Genomic DNA, 23,347 nt, shown 5'->3' with positions numbered 1-23,347 from the left:
CTGTGCGATGCTCGGCGGCGTGGAGACCAGATCAGTCAGCCCGGTGTTCGTCGGCCGAGCCGACGAACTGGCCGCACTCACCGACGCGCTGACGCGCGCCGAAGGCCGGGAACCGCAGGCCCTGCTCATCGGGGGAGAGGCAGGAGTCGGCAAGACCCGCCTCACGGAGGAGTTCCTCTGCGAGGCGGACCGGCGCGGCGCGGTGGTCGCCGTCGGAGGCTGCGTGGAGATCGGGGCGGAGGGACTTCCCTACGCCCCGTTCTCGACGGCGCTGCGCACCCTGCACCGCCTGCTCCCCGGCGAGTTGACGGCCGCGGCCGCGGGACAGGAGGACGAACTCGCCCGCATCCTCCCCGAACTCGGCGACACCCCGCGGGGCCCGCACGACGAGGAGAGCACCGCCCGCCTCTTCGAGCTGACCGCCCGGATGCTGGAGCGGCTCGCCGCCGACCGCACCCTCGTCCTCGTCCTGGAGGACCTGCACTGGGCGGACACCTCCACCCGGCACCTGCTCTCCTACCTCTTCCGCACCCTGGGCAGCGGCCGCCTCGTCGTCGTCGCCACCTACCGCGCGGACGACGTCCACCGCCGCCACCCGCTGCGCCCGCTGCTCGCCGAACTGGACCGGCTGCGGACCGTCCGGCGCATCGAGCTGCCCCGCTTCAACCGGGCCGAGGTGCGCCGCCAGCTCGCCGGCATCCTCGCCTCGCAGCCCGACGAGGACTTCGTCGACTCCGTCTTCGACCGGTCCGACGGCAACGCCTTCTTCGTCGAGGAACTCGTCGCGTCCCGGGCGAGCGGCTGCCGGGCCGGGCTCACCGAGTCCCTGCGCGACCTGCTCCTCGTCCGCGTCGAGGTCCTCCCGGACGAGGCCCAGCGAGTGGTCGCCGTCGTCGCCGAGGGCGGGTCCACCGTGGAGTACCCGCTGCTGCGCGCCGCCGCCGGACTCACCGAGGACGAGCTGATCGAGGCGCTGCGCGCCGCCGTCGGAGCCAACATCCTGCTCGCCACCGCCGACGGCGACGGGTACCGCTTCCGCCACTCGCTGGTCCGCGAGGCCGTCAGCGACGACCTGCTGCCCGGCGAGCGCTCCCGCGTCAACCGCCGCTACGCCGAGGCCCTGGAGCGCGACGACTCGCTGATCCGCGCCGAGGAGCGGGTCATCCGGCTGGCCAGCTACTGGTACCACGCGAACGACCCCGCCAAGGCGCTGCCCGCGGTGCTCGCCGCCTCCGTCGCCGCCCGCCGACGGCACGCCTACGCCGAGCAACTGCGCCTGCTGGAGCGGGCCATGGACCTCTGGGAGAGCGCCCCGGAGGAGGTCCGCGAAGCGCTCCGCCCGGCGGACTACACCGAGGTGTACCCGCCGTGCGGGTGCGATCCCGCCACCACTCCGCTCCAGCGGATCGACCTGCTGGCCGAGGCGACCGTCGCCGCCCGCTACGGCGGGGAGCCGGAACGCGCCGTGAAGATCACCAAGACCGCGCTCAGGATGCTGGAGGCCGACGGGGACCCGCTGCGGGCCGCCTGGTTCTGGACCGAGCGCTCCCGGCTGGTGTCCGGCCTTGGCCGGAGCGACGGCTGGGAGGAGATCGGCAGGGCCCAGGAGCTGGTCAAGGGACTGCCGCCGTCGCACGTGCACGCCGAGGTCCTCGTCCGCGCCGCGGGCTGGGGCATGCTCCACGACCCGGGCCCCGGCAACCTCGTCGCCGCCGAACGGGCCGTGGCGTACGCGCGGATGGTCGGCGCCGGGGAGACCGAGCTGAACGCGCGGATCACCGTCGGCTGCCTGCTCACCGACTCCGGCACCGGGGAGGACGGCCTCGCCGAGCTGCACGCGGTCAAGGACCGGGCCACCGCACTCGGCCTCCCCCTGATCGCCGGACGCGCCTACATCAACCTCACCTCCCAGCTGGAAAGCGCGGGACGCTCCCGGGAAGCCGTCGAGCTGGCGGCTCGGGGCATCGAACTCGTCACCCGAGCCAGGCTGTTGGACACCGAGGCGTGGGTGCGCGGCAACATGGCCGAGAGTCTCTACAGCCTCGGCCGGTGGGACGAGGCCGCCGAGGAGGCCCGGCGCACCCTGCTCGTCGGCCAGAGCGCCGCCCCCCGTGGATCGGCCTCCGCACGGCTGGCCTATCTGGCGCTGGCCCGCGGGGAGTTGACGGAGGCCGCCCACCGGCTCGCCGCCTCACACGCGCACTTCGGCACCCACGAGACCCAGCCCCAGCACCGGATACCGCTGTTCCGCCTCGCGGTGGGGGTCGCCGCGGGGGAGGGCCGCATCGCCGACGCCCGGACCGCGATGGCCGCGGCCGCCGACTTCGGCTTCCCGCTCGGACAGCACCGCTACGCCTGGCCGCTGCTGCTCGCCGCGGCCACCGCCGAGGCGGACGCCCGGGGGCTCCCCGCCGCGGAGGGCGGCCGAGCAGCCGCCCTGGACCTGCTGCGCACCACCGCCCGCACCCTGGCCAGCCCGAACCCGGTGTGGACCGCCCACGCCGAGTACGTCCGGGCCGAGCTGCGCCGCGCCGAGGCACGGGACGCGGTCGCCGACTGGGCCGCCGTGGAGGAGGCCGTCCGCCCCTTGGAGCGCCCGTACCTGCTGGCCCGGGCCCGCCACCGGCTCGCCGAGGCACTGCTGGCGTCCGGAGCCGACCGGGAACCCGCGGCCGCCCTGCTCCGGGACGCCCACACCACCGCGGACGGTCTCGGCGCCCGCCGGCTCCGCGAGGACCTCGCCCTGCTCGCCCAGCGCGCCCGGATCCCCCTGACCACCGGGGCCGCGGAAACCCGGCCGGCCCCGCCCGCCCCGGACACCGACCCCGCCGAGTCCCTCGGCCTGACCGGCCGCGAGCGGGAGGTACTGCGCCTGGTCGCGGAAGGTCACACCAACCGCCAGATCGCCGGAGAGCTGTTCATCTCCCCGAAGACGGCGAGCGTGCACGTCTCGAACATCCTCGCGAAGCTGGGCGTCGCGGGGCGGGGCGAGGCGGCCGCCCTCGCCCACCGGCTGCGCCTGTTCGCGGTCCCCGGTCCGGTCAGTCCCCCGTCGGAGGCTGCCCGGCGGGGCGTATGAACACCGTGCCGGACTCGAGGTCTATCGGGCCCCGCCCCGGGTCCCCGTCCTCGACGTCGACCCGGGACAGCTCCAGGCGCTTCTTCTCCTCGTCCGCGTGCCTGCGCCCCGGGCTGAACAGCTGCTCGATCATGTTGAACACCGCGTCCACCGCACCTTCCGCCCCGTCGCCGGGGTCCTCCGTCGCGTTACACCACACCGTCCACGCCGTACGTCGTCCCCGCCGTCGCGTCGCCGACGCCGCCGACCGTCGCCGACGACGTCACCGACGACGTCACCGCGCCGTCAGCGTCAGGATCCTGTCGTCGCCCGCTTCCGGCGACCCGCGCCCGTCCGTCTCGCTCGTGACCAGCAGCAGCTTGTCGCCGCCCAGGGCCACCACGGACCGCAGGCGGCCGTACTTCCCCTCCAGGAAGGCCTCGGGCTCCGCCACCGGGTCCGCCCCGGACAGCGGGATCCGCCACAGCCGGTTCCCCTTCAGGCCCGCCATCCAGACCGACCCCTGCGCCCAGGCGATCCCGCTCGGCGAGGCCTCGTCGGTCTTCCAGACGGCCACCGGATCGCGCATGCCGGGCCGACCCGCCTTGCCCTCCGCCTCCGGCCAGCCGTAGTTCGCACCGGGCTCGATCAGGTTCAGCTCGTCCCAGGTGTTCTGGCCGAACTCGGCGGCCCACAGCCGCTTGTCCCCGTCCCAAGCGAGGCCCTGCACGTTGCGGTGCCCGTAGGAGTAGACGACCGAGTCCGCCTCCGGGTTTCCGTGCACCGGGTCCCCGTCCGGGGTCATGCGCAGGATCTTGCCGCCCAGCGACTCCTTGTCCTGCGCGAGCCCGGTCTCACCCGTCTCGCCCGTGCCCGCGTAGAGCATCTTGTCGGGGCCGAAGGCGATCCGGCCGCCGTTGTGGATCAGCCCCTTGGGGATGCCGCGGAACACGGTGTCCGGAGCGCCCAGCTGCTGCCCGGCGGGTCTGCGCTCGTCGTAGCGCATCCGGGCGATGCGGTTGTCGCCCTCGGTGGTGAAGTAGGCGTACACCATCCGGTCCGAAGCGAAGTCCGGCGACAGGGCCAGGCCCAGCAGCCCGCCCTCCCCGCCCGGGGCGACCCCGGGCACCGACCCGATCCGCGTCACCGTGCCCGAACCGGCCTCGACCCTGCTGATCGTGCCCCTGTCCCGCGAGGCGACCAGCAGGTCCCCGCCCTGCAACGGGGCCACCCCCCACGGGGACTCCAGGCCCTTGGCGACCTCGCCGGTCACCGTCACCGCGCCCTTCGCCGGCGGGGCCGACACCGACGGGGAGCCCGAAGGGGCCCCCGGGGGGCCCGGCGACCCGGAGCCCGCGGCCGAGCCCGGTGGCGAGCCGCCCGGCCGGGCGCCGTCGACGCCGGCCGGCGAACAGCCGGTGGCCAGCAGTGCTCCGCACCCGGCCAGCACGACCGCGCCCAGCACGCCCCCGTTCAGCACGCCCCGGCGCCGCGCGCCCCGCCCCCCGAACACCACACGTGTGAACCGCATCGCCCTGCTCCCTTCCCGTGCCCCGACCGTGCCCTTCACCCGTCTCAACCTCTCCGGCAGCTGCCGAAGTTCCACCGCTCGTACACTCGATCGAGTGGTTGCGGGTCAGTCCCAGGCTCCCACCGCCACCGGCAGCGCCGCCATCTCCGCAAGATCGGCCGCCGAGAGGAGCACCTCCGCCGCCCCCGCGTTCTCCGCGGCCCACGGCGCCCGGTCGGCCCCCGGGACGGGCACCACCTGCGGCCCCTGCGCCAGTACCCACGCCAGCGCCACCTGCGCCGCCGTGACACCGGGCCCGTGCCGCCGCGCCACCCGGCGCAGAGCCGCCACGAGCACCTGGTTCGACGCCATCGCGTCCGCCGTGAACCGCGGGTGGCGCGCCCGCACGTCCTGCGGCTCGAACCCCTCGCCCGGCGTGAGCGTCCCGGTCAGGAAACCGCTGCCCAGCGGCATCGCCGCCAGGAACCCCACTCCGCGGTCCGCGCACCACGGGAGCAGCTGCCACGCCGCCTGCGGCGACCACACCGACAGTTCCGCCTGCACCGCGCTCACCGGAAACACCTGCTGGGCGCGTTCCAGGTGCCGCAGCGTCGTCCCGTACGCCCGGTCCCCGCCGCGCCCCGCACCCGGCCCGGCCCCGGCGCCGAGCGCGCAGAAGCCGAGCGCCCGCACCTTCCCGGCGCCCACCAGCTCCGCCATCGCCCCCCAGGTCTCCTCCACGGGCACGTCCGGGTCCACCCGGTGCAGCTGGTAGAGGTCTATGACGTCGGTCCGCAGCCGCCGCAGCGAGGCGTCGCAGGCCCTGCGCACGTAGCCCGGACGCCCGTCCGCCACCACGTGCTGGGCGTCGGCCCGCAGCCCCACCTTGGCCGACACGAACGCGTCCGGCCGCCGCTCCCGCAGCACCCGGCCCAGTAGCAGCTCGTTGGTGAACGGCCCGTACACGTCGGCCGTGTCCAGCAGGTTCGAACCGAGGTCCAGCGCCGCGTGCACCGCCGCCAGCGACTCCTGCCCGCGCCGCCGCGAGGGCGCGTACGCCCAGCTCATCGGCATGCAGCCGAGACCGACGGCGCCCACCGTCAGCGCCCCCGCCCCGATCGACCTGAGCTCCACCCTGCGTCCCCCTCCCGGTCCGGAAACAAACTAACGGCTCGAACCGGCCGCCCTGGCATAGCCTCGTGATCATGACTGCAAAGACCGCGGACGTCTGGCTCCCCTTCCCCGCCGAGGAGATCGAGGGCCTGCCCGACTCCTTCCGATACCGCCGGTGGGACGGTGAGGACGACTTCCCGGCCGACCCGGCCGACTGCGTCTTCTACGTCGCCCCGTACATGAAGTCCCCCGAGGTCACCGTGCGCCCGCTGGCCGCCATGCCCGCCCTCAGGGTCGTCCAGACGCTCACCGCGGGCATCGACCACGTCCTCGGCGGCCTCGGCGACCTGCGCCCCGGCGTACGGCTGTGCAACGCCGCCGGCGTCCACACCGCCAGCACCGCCGAGCTGGCCCTCACCCTGGCCCTCGCCTCCCTGCGCGGCATCCCCGGCATGGTCCGCGGCCAGGACCGCGAGGAGTGGCACGGCGGGTTCTACGAAGCCCTCGCCGACAAGTCCCTCCTGATCGTCGGCTACGGATCGATCGGCTCGGCCGTCGAGGACCGGCTCGTCCCCTTCGAGTGCGGGCCGGTCGCACGCGTCGCCCGCACGGCGCGCACCACGGCGCGCGGTCCCGTGCACGCCCTCGCCGACCTCCCGCGACTCCTCCCGCAGGCCGATGTGGTGGTCCTCACGACACCGCTGACCGACCAGACCAGGGGCCTCGCCGACGCCGGGTTCCTGCGCCGGATGAAGGACGGGGCCCTGCTCGTGAACGTGGCGCGCGGCCCCGTCGTCGACACCGCGGCCCTCCTCGCGGAGGTGGAGTCGGGGCGGCTGCGCGCGGCACTCGACGTCACCGACCCGGAACCGCTGCCCGCCGGCCATCCGCTCTGGCATGCTCCGAACGTCCTGATCACTCCTCATGTCGGCGGCAGCAGCTCGGCGTTCGAACCCCGCGCCAAGCGACTGCTCGCCCGCCAGCTCGCCCGGTTCGCCGCCGGAGAGCCCGTGGAGCACACGGTGCTGGTCACCGGGTGACGGCCGGCGGGCACGCTCCGCAGTCACGCGAATGCGGGCGGTGGGTACAACTCCCCGCGTGGTAACGGAGCGTAGAGATGCTATGTCCCTGAGTGACGAAAGTGGTGTATCGTCCGGAAGAAGGGGCTGCGCCACGAACGTCTGGCGCTGGGGAGTGATCGGACACTTTGGGGGGCGACGGGCGATGTACGGCCAATGGACGAAGGATCCGACGCGGCAGAGCCGCCGCAGGCGACGACGGGGTGCCCCCAAGCCGGCAGGCGAGGGGGACCGGTGAGTGCCCCGGGGGCGGCGCTCCTGAACCGGCCCTCCCTCTCGGGCGGAGGCCGGGGAGTGGCCGTCCAGGTACTCCTGGCAGTGGTGTGGGGGGGATACGCCGTCGGCGCCGGCCTCGGCTGGGGCAGCGATGAACTGGCCGACATCATGGGTGACTTCGGCCTCAGCGCCGCGGCCCTCGTCGCCGCCGGATCCTGCTACGTGTACGCGCGCACCCATGCGAACCGTGACCGGCTCGCCTGGGTGCTCTTTGCTCTCTCGTCCCTGATGTCCGCCTGCGGCAACGGCATCTGGGGCTGGTACGAGGTCGTGATCCACGAGGAGATGCCGAGCCCGTCCCCGGCACAGTTCTTCTTCCTCTGCTTCGCCCCGCCGGCGATCGTCGGACTCCTCGTGCTCGCCAAGCGCCCCGTCACCCGGGCCGGCTGGCTCTGCCTCGCCCTCGACTCCTGGCTGATCGCCGGATCGCTGCTGATCCTGTCGTGGAGCCTGGCCCTCGCCAAGGCGGCCAGGTCCCACAACGGGGAGAACGTGGCGGGCGCCGCCCTCGAACTCGCCTACCCGCTCCTGGACATCGCCCTCGTTTCCATAGTGCTCGTCCTGCACTTCCGGCGCTCCGCGACGAACCGCTCCGCCGTCAACATGGCCATCGCGGCCCTCGCGCTCACGGTCCTGTGCGACGCCATCTTCACGTCACCGCTGCTGAAGGAGACCTACAGCTCCGGCGAGCTCCTCGACGCGGGATGGTTCGCCGGCTCCCTGCTGCTCGCGTACGCGCCCTGGGGCGCCCGCCGGGCCGGCGCCGCGCACGAGGCCGTGGAAGCCCCCGGACCGCGGCCCGTCAGCCGCCCGATCGCCCGGTCGCTGCCCGCGCTGATCCCGTACCTCGCCGCGGCCGTCTGCACGCTCGGCATCCTCTACAACGTGATCGAGAGCCGCAGCGTCGACAAGGTCGTCGTCGTCACGGGCTGCACCGTCGTGCTCGCCCTCGTGGTCCGCCAGGGCATCATGCTCCTCGACAACATCGCGCTGACCCAGGAACTGGCCCAGAAGGAGAACCACTTCCGCTCCCTGGTCCAGGGCTCCAGCGACGTCATCATGATCGCCGCACCCACCGGGACCCTGCGCTACGTCAGCCCCGCCGCCGCCGGGGTCTACGGCCGCGAGGCCGAGGAGCTGGTCGGCACCGAGCTCGCCACCCTGATCCACCCCGACGACCTCGGCCGCGTGGTCCACGAGGTGCGCCGCTTCCTCGCCGCACCGCCCACCGAGGAGCCCACCACCCGCATCGAGTGCCGGTTCAAGTCCGGCGGTGGCGAATGGCTCAACGTCGAGTCCACCGTCAACCGCCACCAGGGCGGCCTCATCCTCAACAGCCGCGACGTCACCGAGCGGGTCCGGCTCCAGGCACAGCTCCAGCACAGCGCCGAGCACGACCCCCTGACCGACCTGCCCAACCGGGCCCTCTTCACCCGGCGCGTCCGCCAGGCGCTCACCGGACGGCGCGCGGGCGACCAGAGCACCGCCGTGCTCTTCATCGACCTCGACGGCTTCAAGGCGGTCAACGACACCATCGGCCACCAGGCCGGCGACGAACTGCTCATCGAGGCCGCCCACCGGCTCCAGGACTCCGTCCGGGCCGGGGACACCGCGGCCCGCCTCGGAGGGGACGAGTTCGCCGCGCTGATCCTGGGCGACGGCAGCCGCGACCGCAGCGCCCGCGAGTACCAGGTGCACGAGATCGCCGACCGGCTGCGCACCACCCTCTCCCAGCCCTACCGCATCGCGGGCAACGAGGTCCGGGTCGCCGCCAGCATCGGGGTGGCCTTCGCCGACCCCGGCATCACCCCTTCGGACCTGATGCGCAACGCGGATCTCGCGATGTACCGGGCCAAGGCGGGCGGCAAGAACCGCGTCGAGCTGTACGCCCCGCAGATGCAGGCCGAGGTGGTCCGCAAGGCGGAGCTGGCGGGGCGCCTGCGGACCGCGCTGCACGAGGGCGAGTTCGCCCTGCTGCACCAGCCCGTGGTGTCGCTGGCCACCGGCGAGGTCTCGGTCGTGGCCGCCCAGGCCCGCTGGCGCTCCGCCCAGGGGATCCTCTTCACCCCGGCCGAGTTCCTGCGCGTCGCCGAGTACAGCGAGGGCGCCACCTCCGCCGGCCCCGACGCCTTGCGGACCGCCGAGCTGGGCCGCTGGCTGCTGGAGGAGGCCGTCGAACAGGCCGCCGACCGGCACCGGGCCGGGCACGGCGTACCGGTGGCCGTACGGATGACCGCCCAGCGGCTCCTCGACCGCTCCATGCCGCCCGGCTCCGTGGAGGCTTTGCTGACCCGGCACGGGCTGCCCTCCGGGGCCCTCGTCCTGGAGCTGGCCGTCTCCGACCCCCGGGTCCCCTTCGACGACCTGGAGCGCCGTCTGGCGGCCCTGCACCGGCTGGGGGTGGGCATCGCCCTCGACGGCTTCGGCAGCGGCTACGCGGCCATCAGCGCCCTGCGACGGCTCCCGGTGGACATGCTCAAGCTGGACCGGGGCCTGGTGGAGGGGGTGGTGGAGTCCGCCCGCCTCCACAAGATCACCGCAGGCCTGTTGCGGATCGCAAACGACCTGGGCATGCAGTCGGTGGCCGACGGGGTGGACCTCCCCGAGCAGGTCGCCACCCTGCGCGCCATGGGCTGCACCCACGGCCAGGGAATGGCCTTTTCCGGCCCCCTCGACGAGTACAGGCTGCGCCGCGCGCTCGTGCGCGGTACGTTCCCCGTACCGGGCGGGGCGGTGCAGCCCGCCTTGGCCGGGGGCTCGCCAGCGGGTTCGATGGCCATCCACAGAGGCTCACATAATGAGACGCCCGTCCCACCTACTTGACATCCACCTCCCGCCGGAGGGAGGGTCAGTGTCATGCGCACCCGAATTCTCGTACTTGGAAAGCGCGTCGGCTGAAGCCGGGACCAGCATGTCCCCGCTCAACGCACCCGACGCGCTCCCCTCGCCTGCCTCCCGGCACGAGGGGTTTTTTGTTGCACTGGCACAGAGTCGAATCCTCGTGAAACCCTCAGCTTCGAGAAGAGAATGCCGATGACCGAGCAGGCCACCGGGGCCCACCATCCGCAGCCGCGGCCCCGTTCCGGCGGACACCAGTCCGCTGCAGTTGAGCACGTCACGGGTGCGCAGGCCCTCATCCGCTCTCTCGAAGAGGTGGGGTGCGACACCGTCTTCGGCATTCCGGGCGGCTGCATCCTCCCCGCGTACGACCCGATGATGGACTCGAAGAAGGTCCGCCACATCCTGGTCCGCCACGAGCAGGGCGCGGGCCACGCCGCCACCGGCTACGCGCAGGCCACCGGCAAGGTCGGCGTCTGTATGGCCACGTCCGGTCCGGGCGCCACCAACCTGGTCACCCCGATCGCCGACGCGCACATGGACTCCGTGCCGCTGGTCGCGATCACCGGGCAGGTCGCCTCCAAGGCGATCGGCACCGACGCCTTCCAGGAGGCGGACATCGTCGGCATCACGATGCCGATCACCAAGCACAACTTCCTGGTCACCCGGGCCGCGGACATCCCGCGGACCATCGCCGAGGCCTTCCACATCGCCGCCACCGGCCGCCCCGGTCCGGTCCTCGTCGACATCGCCAAGGACGCCCTCCAGGCGAAGACCACCTTCTCGTGGCCGCCCGCGCAGGACCTCCCGGGCTACCGGCCGGTCACCAAGCCGCACGCCAAGCAGATCCGCGAGGCCGCCAAGCTCATCTGCCAGGCCAAGCGCCCGGTCCTGTACGTCGGCGGCGGCATCATGAAGTCCGGCGCGAGCGCCGAGCTGAAGGTCCTCGCCGAGCTCACCGGCGTCCCGGTCACCACGACCCTGATGGCCCTGGGCGCCTTCCCCGACAGCCACCCGCTGCACGTCGGGATGCCCGGCATGCACGGCGCGGTCACCGCCGTCACCGCGCTCCAGAAGGCGGACCTGCTCATCGCGCTGGGCACCCGCTTCGACGACCGCGTCACCGGCAAGCTCGACAGCTTCGCCCCCTTCGCCAAGATCATCCACGCGGACATCGACCCGGCGGAGATCGGCAAGAACCGCGCGGTCGACGTCCCGATCGTCGGTGACGCCCGCGAGGTCATCGCCGACCTGGTCCAGGCCGTCCAGGCCGAGCACACCGACGGCAAGGCCGGCGACTACAGCGCCTGGTGGAAGGACCTCAGCCGCTGGCGGGAGACGTACCCGCTGGGCTACGACCTGCCCGAGGACGGGATGCTCTCCCCCCAGCAGGTCATCGAGCGGATCGGCGCGCTCGCCCCGCAGGGCACCGTCTTCACCGCGGGCGTCGGACAGCACCAGATGTGGGCCGCGCACTTCGTCCAGTACGAGGAGCCGCGCACCTGGCTCAACTCCGGCGGCGCCGGAACCATGGGCTACGCGGTCCCGGCCGCCATGGGCGCGAAGGTCGGCATGCCCGACCGCACCGTCTGGGCGATCGACGGCGACGGCTGCTTCCAGATGACCAATCAGGAACTGGCCACCTGCGCGCTGAACAACATCCCGATCAAGGTCGCGATCATCAACAACGGCGCTCTGGGCATGGTCCGCCAGTGGCAGACCCTCTTCTACAACCAGCGCTACTCCAACACGGTGCTGCACGGCGAGGAGACCGGTCACGCCGCCGCAGGCTCCCAGCTCGGCGAGTCCGCCGCCCCCCGCAAGGGCACCCGCGTCCCGGACTTCGTCAAGCTGTCCGAGGCCATGGGCTGCGTGGCGCTGCGCTGCGAGGACCCGGCCGACCTGGACAAGGTCATCGCCGAGGCCAACGCGATCAACGACCGCCCGGTCGTGATCGACTTCATCGTCCACGAGGACGCCATGGTGTGGCCGATGGTCGCCGCCGGCACCTCCAACGACGAGGTCATGGCAGCCCGGGGCGTCCGTCCCGACTTCGGCGACAACGAAGACGACTGAGCCGAGAGAGCCTGAGAGAGAGAACGACTCACATGTCCAAGCACACGCTCTCCGTCCTGGTCGAGAACACGCCCGGCATCCTCGCCCGGATCGCCGCGCTGTTCTCCCGCCGCGGGTTCAACATCGACTCCCTCGCGGTCGGCGTCACCGAGCACCCCGACATCTCCCGCATCACCATCGTCGTGAATGTCGAGGACCTCCCGCTCGAACAGGTGACCAAGCAGCTCAACAAGCTGGTCAACGTGCTCAAGATCGTCGAGCTGGAGCCGCACAACGCCATCGAGCGCGAACTCGTCCTGGTGAAGGTCCGCGCCGACAACGAGACCCGCTCGCAGATCGTCGAGATCGTCCAGCTGTTCCGCGCCAAGACGGTCGACGTCTCCCCGGAGGCCGTCACCATCGAGGCCACCGGCGGCACCGACAAGCTCGGCGCGATGCTCAAGATGCTGGAGCCCTTCGGCATCAAGGAGCTCGTCCAGTCCGGCACGATCGCCATAGGGCGCGGCGGCCGGTCCATCACGGACCGCAGCCTGCGCGCACTCGACCGCAGCGCCTGACCGCAGCGCCCCGGCCGCGGCCAACCGGCCGCGGCCGGCCGCCCGACACGCCCCCGCCCGACACGCCCCGCCCGCATGGCGAGACCGGCGAACTCAGATTCCGTTCCCCGCCGTACGGTGGGAGCAACACCAGCGCACCAAGGAGATATCCCAGTGGCCGAGCTGTTCTACGAGAACGACGCCGACCTGTCCATCATTCAGGGCCGCAAGGTCGCTGTCATCGGCTACGGCAGCCAGGGCCACGCCCACGCGCTGTCGCTCCGTGACTCCGGCGTCGACGTCGTCGTCGGTCTGAAGGAGGGCTCGAAGTCCAAGGCCAAGGCCGAGGAGCAGGGTCTCAAGGTCGTCCCGGTGTCCGAGGCCGCCGCCTGGGCGAACGTCATCATGATCCTCACCCCGGACCCGCTCCAGGCCGAGATCTACGAGGAGTCCATCAAGGACCACCTCGAAGAGGGCGACGCGCTCTTCTTCGGCCACGGCTTCAACATCCGCTACGGCTTCATCAAGCCCCCGGCCAACGTGGACGTCGCCCTGGTCGCCCCGAAGGGCCCGGGCCACCTGGTCCGCCGCCAGTACGAGGAAGGCCGCGGCGTGCCCTGCATCGCCGCCGTCGAGCAGGACCACTCGGGCAGTGCCTTCGCCCTCGCGCTCTCGTACGCGGCCGGCATCGGCGGCACCCGCGCCGGCGTCATCAAGACCACCTTCACCGAGGAGACCGAGACCGACCTGTTCGGTGAGCAGGCCGTCCTCTGCGGTGGCGCCTCCGCCTTGGTCAAGGCCGGTTTCGAGACCCTGACCGAGGCCGGCTACCAGCCGGAGATCGCGTACTTCGAGTGCCTGCACGAGCTGAAGCTCATCGTGGACCTCATGTACGAGGGCGGCCTGGAGAAGATGCGCTGGTCGGTCTCCGAGACCGCCGAGTGGGGCGACTACATCACCGGCCCCCGCGTCATCACCGACGCCACCAAGGCCGAGATGAAGAAGGTCCTCGCGGAGATCCAGAGCGGCGAGTTCGCCAACACCTGGATGGCCGAGTACAAGGCCGGTCTGCCGAAGTACAACGCGTACAAGAAGGCCCACGAGGAGCACCTGCTCGAGACCACCGGCAAGAAGCTGCGCAAGCTCATGAGCTGGGTCGACAGCGACGAGAGCTGATCTCGCGGCGGCGGGGCCGGGACGGTGCGTCCCGCCCCCGCCGCACACCACCGGAAGGCCGGGACGGGTTCGGACGACGCCCTTCCGGAGGGCGGCTTGTCCACCCCGGCCAACCACGGACGGGTGATCCTTCCGTACAGGCGGAAATCCGGGCCGCCAACGCCACTACACTGCTCAACACATACGCGTCAGGCCCACAGTGTCGTGCGTCTTCCACGCGGCTACCCCCTCCACGCCTGCGGCCGTCGGGACGGCCGTCCGCAATGGACTTGTGAGGAACCACGTGAGCTCGAAACCTGTCGTACTCATCGCCGAAGAGCTGTCGCCCGCAACGGTGGACGCACTCGGTCCGGACTTCGAGATCCGGCACGTCAACGGCGCCGACCGCGCCGAGCTGCTGCCCGCGATCGTCGACGCCGACGCGATCCTCGTCCGCTCCGCGACCAAGGTCGACGCCGAGGCCATCGCCGCGGCGAAGAAGCTGAGGGTCGTCGCCCGCGCCGGTGTCGGTCTGGACAACGTCGACGTCTCCGCCGCCACCAAGGCCGGCGTGATGGTCGTCAACGCCCCGACCTCCAACATCGTGACCGCCGCCGAGCTCGCCTGCGGCCTGCTCGTCGCCACCGCGCGCAACATCCCGCAGGCCAACACCGCGCTCAAGAACGGTGAGTGGAAACGGAACAAGTACACGGGCGTCGAGCTGAGTGAGAAGACCCTCGGCGTCGTCGGCCTCGGCCGCATCGGCGTCCTGGTCGCCCAGCGCATGTCGGCCTTCGGCATGAAGATCGTCGCGTACGACCCCTACGTGCAGCCCGCGCGTGCCGCCCAGATGGGCGTCAAGATGCTGACGCTGGACGAGCTCCTTGAGGTCGCCGACTTCATCACCGTGCACCTGCCGAAGACCCCCGAGACCCTCGGTCTCATCGGGGACGAGGCCCTGCACAAGGTGAAGCCGTCCGTCCGCATCGTCAACGCCGCCCGCGGCGGGATCGTGGACGAGGCCGCGCTGTACACGGCCATCAAGGAGGGCCGCGTCGCCGGCGCCGGACTCGACGTGTACGCGAAGGAGCCCTGCACGGACTCCCCGCTCTTCGAGCTCGACCAGGTCGTCTGCACCCCGCACCTCGGCGCGTCCACGGACGAGGCCCAGGAGAAGGCCGGTGTGTCGGTCGCCAAGTCGGTGCGCCTCGCGCTGGCCGGCGAGCTCGTGCCCGACGCGGTCAACGTCCAGGGCGGCGTCATCGCCGAGGACGTCCGTCCGGGCCTGCCCCTCGCCGAGAAGCTCGGCCGCATCTTCACCGCCCTGGCGGGCGAGGTCGCGGTCCGTCTCGACGTCGAGGTCTGCGGCGAGATCACGCAGCACGACGTCAAGGTGCTCGAACTCTCCGCGCTCAAGGGCGTGTTCGAGGACGTCGTCGACGAGACGGTCTCCTACGTCAACGCCCCGCTGTTCGCGCAGGAGCGCGGCGTCGAGGTGCGGCTGACGACGAGTTCGGAGTCCCCGGACCACCGCAACGTGGTGACCGTCCGCGGCACCCTGTCGGACGGCTCGGAGGTCTCCGTCTCCGGCACGCTCGCGGGTCCGAAGCACCTGCAGAAGATCGTCGGCATCGGCGAGTACGACGTGGACCTGGCGCTGGCCGACTTCATGGTCGTGCTGCGCTACACCGACCGCCCGGGCGTGGTCGGCACCGTCGGCCGCATCCTCGGCGAGGCCGGCCTGAACATCGCGGGCATGCAGGTCGCCCGTGCCGAGGAGGGTGGCGAGGCGCTCGTCGTCCTCACCGTCGACGCCGAGGTCCCGGGGGGCGTCCTCGCGGACATCTCCGCCGAGATCGGCGCCGCCTCGGCGCGCACGGTCAGCCTCGGCTGATCGCGCACACCTGCTGAACGGGGGAAGGGCCCGGGGGAGACCCCGGGCCCTTCCGCGTTCCACCGCCCGCGCCGCCCCCGTCAGTTGTACGTGCCCCCGGGCACGGGGGCTCCGGGCGTTCCGGCCGGCTCCGCCGCGGGCGGGGCGGGGACTTCGGCCCGCCGCAGCAGGGTCGCGGCGAGCAGCGCCGCCCCGACCAGCAGCAGCGCGCCGCCCCAGGCCGCGTACTGCATTCCGTGGACGAAGGCCCCGCGGGCCAGGTCCAGCAGCCGGGTCCCCGCCGCCCCGCCGAGCTGGTGGGCGGTGGCCACGGCCCCGCCCAGGGTCTCCCGTACGGCGGACTCGGAGTCCGCGAGGTCGCGGCGGTAGACCGCGGTGCCGATGCTGCCCAGTACGGCCATGCCGAGGGCGCCGCCGAACTCGGCGCCGGTCTCCAGCAGGGAGCCGGCCTTCTCGGCGGGGGCCGCGCCACGGCGGCCACCGACAGCGGGATGCTCGGCAGGTCGGCGCGGCCGGGGGCCGGGTCCTTGAACTCCGGGACCAGCACGGGGACCAGGACCAGCAGGAGCAGCATCGCGGGCACGTTGACGAGGAAGACCGAGCCCCAGTGGAAGTGGTTCAGCATCACCCCGCTCATGACCGAGCCGAGGGCGACACCGCCGACCATGGCCCCGGACCAGATGGCGACGGCGCGGGCGCGCTGCCCGGCGTCCTGGAAGAGGTTGCGGACGAGGGCCAGCGTGGCGGGCATCAGGGTCGCGCCGCCGACGCCGAGCAGGACGCGGGCGGTGATCAGCATCTCGGCGCTGGTGGCGTAGGCCGCGCCGATGGAGGCGAGACCGAAGGCGGCCGCGCCGATCAGCAGCAGTTTGCGGCGGCCGATCCGGTCGCCGAGCGAGCCCATGGTGATCAGCAGGCCGGAGAGGGCGAAGGCGTAGCTGTCGAAGATCCAGAGCTGTCGGGTGGCGCTCGGGTCGAGCTCACGGGTGATGGCGGGGATGGCGAAGTAGAGGACGGAGACGTCCATCGAGACCAGGAGCAGCGGCAGCAACAGGACGGTGAAGGCGGTCCATTCGCGGCGGCCGGCGCGTCGCGCCGTGGCGGCGGGGTGCGTCATGAGGAGCAATGTACAGTCGTTTAATACGATCGTCTATGACGTACGTATGGAACTGTCGTCTAGGACGGTCGTCTTGCTACCGTGGCGGCATGGGACATCGTGAAGATCTGCTCGAAGGTGCCAAGAAGTGCCTGGTCGAGAAGGGGTTCGTGCGCACGACGGCGCGCGACATCGTGAGTGCCTCCGGTACCAACCTGGCGTCCATCGGCTACCACTACGGCTCGAAGGACGCGCTGCTCACCCAGGCGTTCATCGCCTTGATGGAGGAGTGGGGCGAGGGCTTCCAGTCCGGCCTCGGCGGGGAGGGCGGCTCGCTGGAGCGGTTCCGCGCGTTCTGGGAGGGCGTCCTGTCCGGGCACGAGGAGTCGGGACCCGTCTGGTCGGCCAGCATGGAGGTGGCGCTGAGCGGCGAGAGGCTGCCGGAGCTGCGGGCGATGATCGCGGGCTCGCAGGCGGAGGGGCGCCGGGGGCTGATCGGCATGCTGACCGGCACCCCGGAGGACGAGCTGACGGACCGGGACGTGCGCACCCTGGGCGCCTTCTACCAGGCGCTGTTGAACGGCCTGATGATCCAGTGGCTCTTCGACCCGGCGACGGCGGCCACCGCCGAGGAGATCACCGAGGGGATGCGCCGGGCCGCCGACGCGGCGCTGGGGGGCGGGGCGGGGGGCGCGGTCGCGCCGGAGGCGGCTGCCGACGGGTCCGCCGGGGGATCGGGCAGCTGACGGAACCACCGCCCGCCCGGGGGGCCCGGCGGCCGGCGCCACTCGCGACGCCAGGGGAGCGGGCTCCCCACGGGCATCGGGGAGCGTCCCTAGGGGGACGGCTCCGGTCCGCGGGCCGCGGCGGCCCGCCGGTGCCGGTCGGTGCCACGGTCAGCCGTGCAGGTGGGACGCCTTGAGGGCCATGTGCAGCAGCAGGCGGTCCTCGCCCTCGTCCAGGTCGAGGCCGGTCAGCTGCTCCACCCGGGACAGGCGGTAGTACAGCGTCTGCCGGTGGATGCCCAGGGCCGCCGCCGCGCGTCCCACCTGCCCGGCGCAGTCCAGGAACACCTCGGCCGTGCGCGCGAGTTCGCGGTGGGCCGGGCCCAGCAGGGCGCGTGTCGACGGGTCGTCCACCGGGCCCGGGGCGAGCGCCGCCAGCAGCCTGTACGGGCCGATCTCCGACCACCGGGCGACCGGTCCGAGCCGCGGCTGGGCGGCGGCCGCCCGCGCCGCGGCCAGGGCCTGGTCCCATGCGCCTTGGAGGTCCGCGAGGGTGCGTACGGGGTCGCCCACGCCGGCGGTCACGACGTACGGCGCGGCCGGGCCGGAGCCGGTGCCCGCGCCGTTCGGGCCGGGCGCGACAGCGGGGCCGCCCGAGCCGCCCGTGCCGCCCGTGCCGTCCCCCGGGGCGCGGGGCAGCAGGCGGGCCACCGCCGTGAGCGCGGGGGCCAGGGCGTCCGTCGAGCGGAGCCGGACCAGCACCGCCAGCGCCCGGCCGCCCTCCGGCCCGCCGCCCTCGGCCGCCGGCGCCCGCGGGACCACGCACACCGCCGCCGCGCCCGGTACCGTCCCCGGAGCCTCCCCGGTCCACGGCGTCACGCACACCGCCGCGTGGAGCCCGTCCCCGCCCGGCCCCAGAGCCGCCCGCAGCGCCGCCACCGCCATGTCCCGCTGCCACCCCCGTCCGGCGGTGAGCACCGCCAGGAACTCCCGCGACAGGTCGGCCCCCGCCTTCGCCTCCTCGGCGAGCAGGGTCCCGACCCGCTCCGCCACCTCCATGGCCGCGGCGAGGGCCTCCGGCCCGGGGCCGGGCTCCCGGTCGAGGAGCCACACGTAGCCCTGCACGATGCCCCGGTACCGCACCGGCAGGCAGATCCGCCCCCGGAACACCCCCGCGTCGGGCGCCGCCGGAATCCGTACGGGACCGGTGGCGCGGGCGATGCCGAAGCCCTCGAACCAGGAGCGCACGGTGGCTGTGGACTGCCGCGTCAGGATCGAGCGGGTCCGTACGGGGTCCATCGCGAGGTCGTCGTCGCTGTCGTGCGCGCCGAAGGCGATGAGGCGGAAGTCCCGGTTCTCCAGCGTCGCCGGGGCGCCGAGCAGCGCCGAGATCTCGTCCACCAGGTCCTGGTAATCGCCCTTCACCCGGCCATTCTCCCACCTGCGGACCGGCTTCTCAGACATCTGTATGAGATCCGGGACACGGATGCGTGACAGCTGTCGATGGCAGAGGATCAAAGCGATCCTTAGGTTTCACGGTGGTTCTACTTGTGGTTTCGCCGGCGCTCCCGCTCGCGTTCTTCTTCTGCCACCCGATGGAGGTGCCCCCGTGCTGGGTCCCGTGATCCTCGCCGCCTCGCGCAGCGACAAGATGCGCCGCATCGTCTCCGCCGCCCCGGTGACCAAGCCCGTGGTGAACCGGTTCATCCCCGGCGAGACGGTCGACCAGGTCATCCCGATCGTCGAGGAGCTCACCCGCAACGGCCTCGAGGTCACCCTCGACGTGGTGGGCGAGGACATCACCGAGGTGGCGCAGTCGCACGCGGCCCGCGACGCCTACCTCCTGCTGATCGAGCGCCTCGCGGAGCTCGGCCTCGGCGAGACGGTCGAGATGTCGGTGAAGCTGTCGATGTTCGGCCAGGCGCTGGAAGGCGGCCACGAGCTCGCCCTCGCCAACGTCCGCCCGGTCGTCGAGGCGGCTGCCGCCATCGGCACCACCGTGACCCTGGACGCCGAGGACCACACCACCCTCGACTCGATGTTCGCCGTCCACGAGGAGCTGCGCCGCGACTTCCCGCAGACCGGCTGCGTGATCCAGGCGTACCTGTTCCGCACGGAGGCCGACGCCCGCCGCCTGGCCGCCGCCGGCAGCCGCGTCCGCATCGTGAAGGGTGCCTACAGGGAGCCCGCCGAGGTCGCGTACCTGGACAAGGCCGAGATCGACAAGGCGTACGTCCGCATCATGAGGATCCTCATGGAGGGCGAGGGCTACCCGATGATCGGGTCCCACGACCCGCGGCTGATCGCGATCGCCCAGGAGCTGGCACGGCAGGCCGGGCGCAAGCTCGACGAGTACGAGTTCCAGATGCTGTACGGCATCCGCGGCGAGGAGCACCTGCGGCTCGCCGCCGAGGGACACCGGATGCGCGTGTACACCGCGTACGGGACCGACTGGTACGGCTACTTCATGCGCCGCCTGGCGGAGAAGCCGGCCAACCTGCTCTTCTTCCTCCGCTCGATGATCACCAAGAACTAGCCAAGAACTAGGTCAAGGAGTTACCAGCCCCATGGATGCTGTGACCCAGGTCCCCGCGCCGGTCAACGAGCCGGTCCACTCGTACGCCCCCGGCACCCCGGAGCGCGCGCGGCTCGAAGAGCAGCTCAAGCAGCTGTCCGAGAACCCCATCGACCTCCCGATGACGATCAACGGTGTCAAGCGGATGGGTGGCGGCGAGCGCTTCGACGTGGTCCAGCCGCACGACCACAAGTCCGTCATCGGCACCTTCGCCCACGCCACCGAGGCCGACGCGCAGGAGGCCGTCGACGCCGCCCTCGCCGCCGCCCCGGCGTGGCGCGCGATGTCCTTCGACGACCGCGCCGCGATCATCCTGCGCGCCGCCGAGCTGCTCTCCGGCCCGTGGCGCGAGAAGCTGGCCGCCTCGACCATGCTGGGCCAGTCGAAGACGGCGCAGCAGGCCGAGATCGACACCCCGTGCGAGCTCGTCGACTTCTGGCGCTTCAACGTCCACTTCGCCCGCCAGATCCTGGCCGAGCAGCCGGTCGCGAACTCCGCCGGCGTGTGGAACCGCAGCGACCACCGCCCGCTCGAGGGCTTCGTGTACGCGATCACGCCGTTCAACTTCACGGCCATCGCCGGCAACCTGCCGACCGCCCCCGCCCTCATGGGCAACGTGGTGGTGTGGAAGCCGTCCCCGACGCAGACCCACTCCGCGGTCCTCCTCATGGAGCTGCTGGAGGAGGCCGGTCTGCCGAAGGGCGTCATCAACCTGGTCACGGGCGACGGCATCGCGGTCTCCGAGGTGGCCCTGAACCACCCCGAGCTGGCCGGCATCCACTTCACCGGCTCGACCAAGACCTTCCAGCACCTGTGGAAGACGGTCGGCAACAACATCGAGAAGTACAAGTCCTACCCGCGCCTGGTCGGCGAGACCGGCGGCAAGGACTTCGTCGTCGCGCACCCGTCCGCGGACCGCGCCACCCTGAAGACCGCCCTGACCCGCGGCTCCTTCGAGTTCCAGGGCCAGAAGTGTTCGGCGTCCTCGCGCGCCTACGTTCCGGCCTCGATCTGGAACGACGGCTTCAAGGAGTCGTTCGCGGCCGAGGTGAACGGCATCGCCATGGGCGACGTCCGCGACCTGACCAACTTCATCGGCGCCGTCATCGACGAGCGCTCCTTCGCGAAGAACAAGGCCGCGATCGACCGCGCGGCCGCGGACCCGACCTGCGAGATCGTCGCGGGCGGCACGTACGACGACTCGGAGGGCTACTTCGTCCGCCCGACCGTCATCGCCTGCACGGACCCTTCGAGCGAGGTATTCACGACCGAGTACTTCGGCCCGATCCTGGCCGTGCACGTCTACGACGACGCGTCCACCGAGGGGTACGAGGCCATGCTGGCCCAGATGGAGTCCGTCTCGGCGTACGCCCTGACCGGCTCGATCATCGCCGCCGACCGCTACGCGGCGGCGGACGCGATGGAGAAGCTCCGCTTCGCGGCGGGCAACTTCTACATCAACGACAAGTCGACCGGCGCCGTCGTCGGCCAGCAGCCCTTCGGCGGCGGCCGCGCCTCGGGCACGAACGACAAGGCGGGCGCGGCGACGAACCTGCAGCGCTGGACGTCGACGCGCTCCATCAAGGAGACCCTGGTCGCGCCGACCGACTACCCGTACCCCCACATGGGCTGATCTCCCGGCCCCCTGAACCCCGCCCCCGCTCCGGTACCCCCAAGTCCGGAGCGGGGGCGGTCCCATGTCCGGGCGGCGCCCGCGGGGGAGGGGGTCACACCTCCACGATGACCTGGTCCAGGGACTTGCGGACCAGGTCCGGGACCTCGCAGTCGGGCGCCGGATAGCCGACCGGGATCACGGCGAAGGCCTTCTCGTTCTCGGGGCGGTCCAGGACGTGGCTGAGGAAGCGCATCGGGCTGGGCGTGTGGACCAGCGCGGCCAGTCCCGACAGGTGGAGGGCGGACAGCAGCATGCCGACCGCGATGCCGACCGACTCGTCGACGTAGTAGTGCTTGCGCTTCGTGCCGTCCGGGCCCAGCCAGTAGCGCTGCTGGAAGACCACGATCAGGGCCGGGGCGTCGGTGAGGTGGGTCTTCACGGCGTCCGTGCCCAGGGGGCGCAGGGCCGCGAGCCACTCGTCGCCGAGCCGGCCGTCGTACGAGAGCACCTCCTCCTGCTCGGCGGCGGCGCGGATCTGCTGCCGTACGGCCGGGTCCTTGACCAGGACGAAGGTCCACGGCTGCTGGTGGGCGCCGGACGGGGCGGTCGCGGCGCAGGCGACGGCGTCCCGCACGACCTGGTCGGGCACCGGGTCCGGGGAGAAGTGGCGTACGGTGCGCCGCTCGTCCATCCGCGCGCGCAACTCGGCGGCCCGCGCGAGGGATTCCGCGCCCGGCATCCGCGCGGGCCGGTAGGGGGCGGAGCGGTACGGCTGGCCGTGGATCGGGGTCCACTGCTGGGTATCGGGCGACATGGGGCGAGTCTGTCGAGGCAATGGTCCAGACCGCCAGAGCCGCGTCGGCCGAATCCGGCCGGTGGAAAGCACGCGGCGTCCGCAATGCGGTCCTTGGTACGGTCGCGGGATGGGCGACTGGGACGCGGAGGCCGTACGGGCGCGGCTGCGGGAGAAGGCGGCGCGGACCCACTGGTCCGAGGGACAGCGGTACGAACTGAATCCGCCGCTCCCGGAGGCCCGGATCCGCGCCTTCGAGCAGGAGCACGGCATCCGGCTCCGGGGCCGAGGAGCGGACCCGCGGCACGCTCACCCTCTGGAGCAGGGCTGCGGCATGTACAGCAGGCTGATCCTGAACGGCCCGTACGCGGGAGAGGTCTGGTGGCTCGACCCGGACCGGGGCGGGCTCGTGCCCACGAGCCCGGACTTCCGCACCTGGTACACCGACTGGCTGGAGGGGTGATGGTCACACGGACCGCGCACACGTCCGAGCTGACGGCTCCGGAGCTCCGAGAGGTCCGGGCCCTGCTCGCCGAGGCCTTCGAAGGGGACTTCGCCGAGGAGGACTTCGAGCACGCGCTCGGCGGCGTGCACGTCCTGGTGCGGGACCCGGACGGGCGGCTCGTAGCGCACGGGAGCGTCGTCCAGCGGCGGGCCGTGCACCGCGGGCGGGCGCTGCGGACCGGGTACGTGGAGGCAGTCGCCGTACGGGCCGACCGGCGCCGCCAGGGGCTCGGCGCCCTGGTCATGGACGGGCTGGAGCGGGTCATCGGGCGGGCCTACGTGCTCGGGGCGCTGTCGGCGTCCGAGGACGGGGCCGGACTGTACGCCGGGCGCGGCTGGAGCGTGTGGGGCGGGCAGCTCGGGGTCCTCGGCCCCGGCGGGCCGGAGCGGCTCGCCGGGGAGGAGGGGTCCACCTACGTGTGGGCGCCGCCCGGCGGGGCCCTGCCGGACCCCGCCGGGCGGCTCGACTTCGACTGGCGCAACGGGGACGTGCTGTAGCCGCCG

17 protein-coding genes and 1 pseudogene are annotated in these 23,347 nt (G+C 72.5%); 12 read left to right on the top strand and 6 right to left on the bottom strand.

Annotated features, from left to right (window positions below):
• Positions 1-7 precede the first annotated feature (7 nt).
• Positions 8-3,079 carry an AAA family ATPase gene (locus tag ACFWTC_RS09175; RefSeq protein ID WP_383920440.1) on the top strand — a complete coding sequence of 1,024 codons (3,072 nt, stop codon included), beginning with the start codon at positions 8-10 and terminating at the stop codon, positions 3,077-3,079.
• On the opposite strand, the gene ACFWTC_RS09170 is transcribed toward ACFWTC_RS09175, so the two are convergent.
• From ACFWTC_RS09170 to ACFWTC_RS09160, 3 genes are all read right to left on the bottom strand, one after another.
• Positions 3,042-3,278, bottom strand: coding sequence for a DUF6191 domain-containing protein (locus ACFWTC_RS09170; RefSeq protein ID WP_383920268.1), 237 nt, complete (start codon positions 3,276-3,278; stop codon positions 3,042-3,044). The genes ACFWTC_RS09175 and ACFWTC_RS09170 overlap by 38 nt on opposite strands.
• A gap of 75 nt (positions 3,279-3,353) precedes the next feature.
• Positions 3,354-4,589: a PQQ-dependent sugar dehydrogenase gene (locus ACFWTC_RS09165; RefSeq protein WP_384028937.1), complete on the bottom strand. Its 1,236-nt coding sequence runs from the start codon at positions 4,587-4,589 to the stop codon at positions 3,354-3,356.
• A gap of 105 nt (positions 4,590-4,694) precedes the next feature.
• Positions 4,695-5,702: an aldo/keto reductase gene (locus ACFWTC_RS09160; RefSeq protein WP_383920262.1), complete on the bottom strand. Its 1,008-nt coding sequence runs from the start codon at positions 5,700-5,702 to the stop codon at positions 4,695-4,697.
• Positions 5,703-5,773: 71 nt separating this feature from the next.
• Here ACFWTC_RS09160 and ACFWTC_RS09155 point away from each other — a divergent pair, with 71 nt between their 5' ends.
• The 6 genes from ACFWTC_RS09155 (at position 5,774) to serA (ending at position 15,535) form a co-directional block, all read left to right on the top strand.
• Positions 5,774-6,721, top strand: a complete 948-nt coding sequence (locus ACFWTC_RS09155; protein WP_383920259.1) for a 2-hydroxyacid dehydrogenase — start codon at positions 5,774-5,776, stop codon at positions 6,719-6,721.
• A gap of 273 nt (positions 6,722-6,994) precedes the next feature.
• Complete coding sequence (locus ACFWTC_RS09150) at positions 6,995-9,859, top strand: putative bifunctional diguanylate cyclase/phosphodiesterase (RefSeq protein WP_383920256.1); 2,865 nt, start codon at positions 6,995-6,997, stop codon at positions 9,857-9,859.
• A gap of 204 nt (positions 9,860-10,063) precedes the next feature.
• Positions 10,064-11,950: an acetolactate synthase large subunit gene (locus ACFWTC_RS09145; RefSeq protein WP_383920253.1), complete on the top strand. Its 1,887-nt coding sequence runs from the start codon at positions 10,064-10,066 to the stop codon at positions 11,948-11,950.
• A 32-nt stretch (positions 11,951-11,982) separates the two neighbouring features.
• The gene (gene ilvN, locus ACFWTC_RS09140) at positions 11,983-12,507 is read left to right on the top strand and encodes an acetolactate synthase small subunit (protein ID WP_069922074.1); all 525 of its coding nucleotides are present in this window, start codon (positions 11,983-11,985) and stop codon (positions 12,505-12,507) included.
• 153 nt (positions 12,508-12,660) lie between these two features.
• Positions 12,661-13,662 (top strand): ketol-acid reductoisomerase, encoded by a 1,002-nt coding sequence (gene ilvC / locus ACFWTC_RS09135; RefSeq protein ID WP_384028939.1) that lies wholly within the window; start codon positions 12,661-12,663, stop codon positions 13,660-13,662.
• Between the two features lie 283 nt (positions 13,663-13,945).
• Positions 13,946-15,535 (top strand): phosphoglycerate dehydrogenase, encoded by a 1,590-nt coding sequence (serA, locus tag ACFWTC_RS09130; RefSeq protein WP_383921044.1) that lies wholly within the window; start codon positions 13,946-13,948, stop codon positions 15,533-15,535.
• 80 nt (positions 15,536-15,615) lie between these two features.
• Here the strand turns inward: serA and ACFWTC_RS09125 are convergent.
• Positions 15,616-16,652, bottom strand: a pseudogene (locus ACFWTC_RS09125) (MFS transporter).
• An 89-nt stretch (positions 16,653-16,741) separates the two neighbouring features.
• Between ACFWTC_RS09125 and ACFWTC_RS09120 the strand changes: the two are divergent.
• Entirely contained in the window at positions 16,742-17,377 is a 636-nt protein-coding gene (locus ACFWTC_RS09120) for a TetR/AcrR family transcriptional regulator (protein ID WP_383921047.1), read from the top strand.
• Positions 17,378-17,527: 150 nt separating this feature from the next.
• On the opposite strand, the gene ACFWTC_RS09115 is transcribed toward ACFWTC_RS09120, so the two are convergent.
• Entirely contained in the window at positions 17,528-18,781 is a 1,254-nt protein-coding gene (locus ACFWTC_RS09115; RefSeq protein WP_384028941.1) for a PucR family transcriptional regulator, read from the bottom strand.
• A gap of 184 nt (positions 18,782-18,965) precedes the next feature.
• On the opposite strand from ACFWTC_RS09115, the gene ACFWTC_RS09110 reads away from it, so the two are divergent.
• A complete protein-coding gene (locus tag ACFWTC_RS09110) occupies positions 18,966-19,892 on the top strand; it encodes a proline dehydrogenase family protein (protein WP_383921053.1) in 927 nt (308 codons plus the stop codon).
• A gap of 31 nt (positions 19,893-19,923) precedes the next feature.
• Positions 19,924-21,564: an L-glutamate gamma-semialdehyde dehydrogenase gene (gene pruA / locus ACFWTC_RS09105; RefSeq protein ID WP_383921056.1), complete on the top strand. Its 1,641-nt coding sequence runs from the start codon at positions 19,924-19,926 to the stop codon at positions 21,562-21,564.
• A gap of 94 nt (positions 21,565-21,658) precedes the next feature.
• Here the strand turns inward: pruA and ACFWTC_RS09100 are convergent, their stop codons facing one another.
• A complete protein-coding gene (locus ACFWTC_RS09100) occupies positions 21,659-22,360 on the bottom strand; it encodes a nitroreductase family protein (RefSeq protein WP_383921058.1) in 702 nt (233 codons plus the stop codon).
• Positions 22,361-22,469: 109 nt separating this feature from the next.
• Between ACFWTC_RS09100 and ACFWTC_RS09095 the strand changes: the two genes are divergently transcribed.
• Together ACFWTC_RS09095 and ACFWTC_RS09090 are read left to right on the top strand one after the other, a co-directional pair.
• A complete protein-coding gene (locus ACFWTC_RS09095) occupies positions 22,470-22,802 on the top strand; it encodes a hypothetical protein (RefSeq protein WP_383921061.1) in 333 nt (110 codons plus the stop codon).
• Entirely contained in the window at positions 22,802-23,341 is a 540-nt protein-coding gene (locus ACFWTC_RS09090; protein WP_383921064.1) for a GNAT family N-acetyltransferase, read from the top strand. Before ACFWTC_RS09095 ends, ACFWTC_RS09090 begins: the two co-directional genes overlap by 1 nt.
• Positions 23,342-23,347: the final 6 nt, after the last annotated feature.

This window comes from Streptomyces sp. NPDC058619 (assembly GCF_042717785.1).
GTDB lineage: Bacteria > Actinomycetota > Actinomycetes > Streptomycetales > Streptomycetaceae > Streptomyces.
Note: the sequence above shows the minus strand (reverse complement) of the source record. Positions and strands in the feature narration are given on the sequence as shown.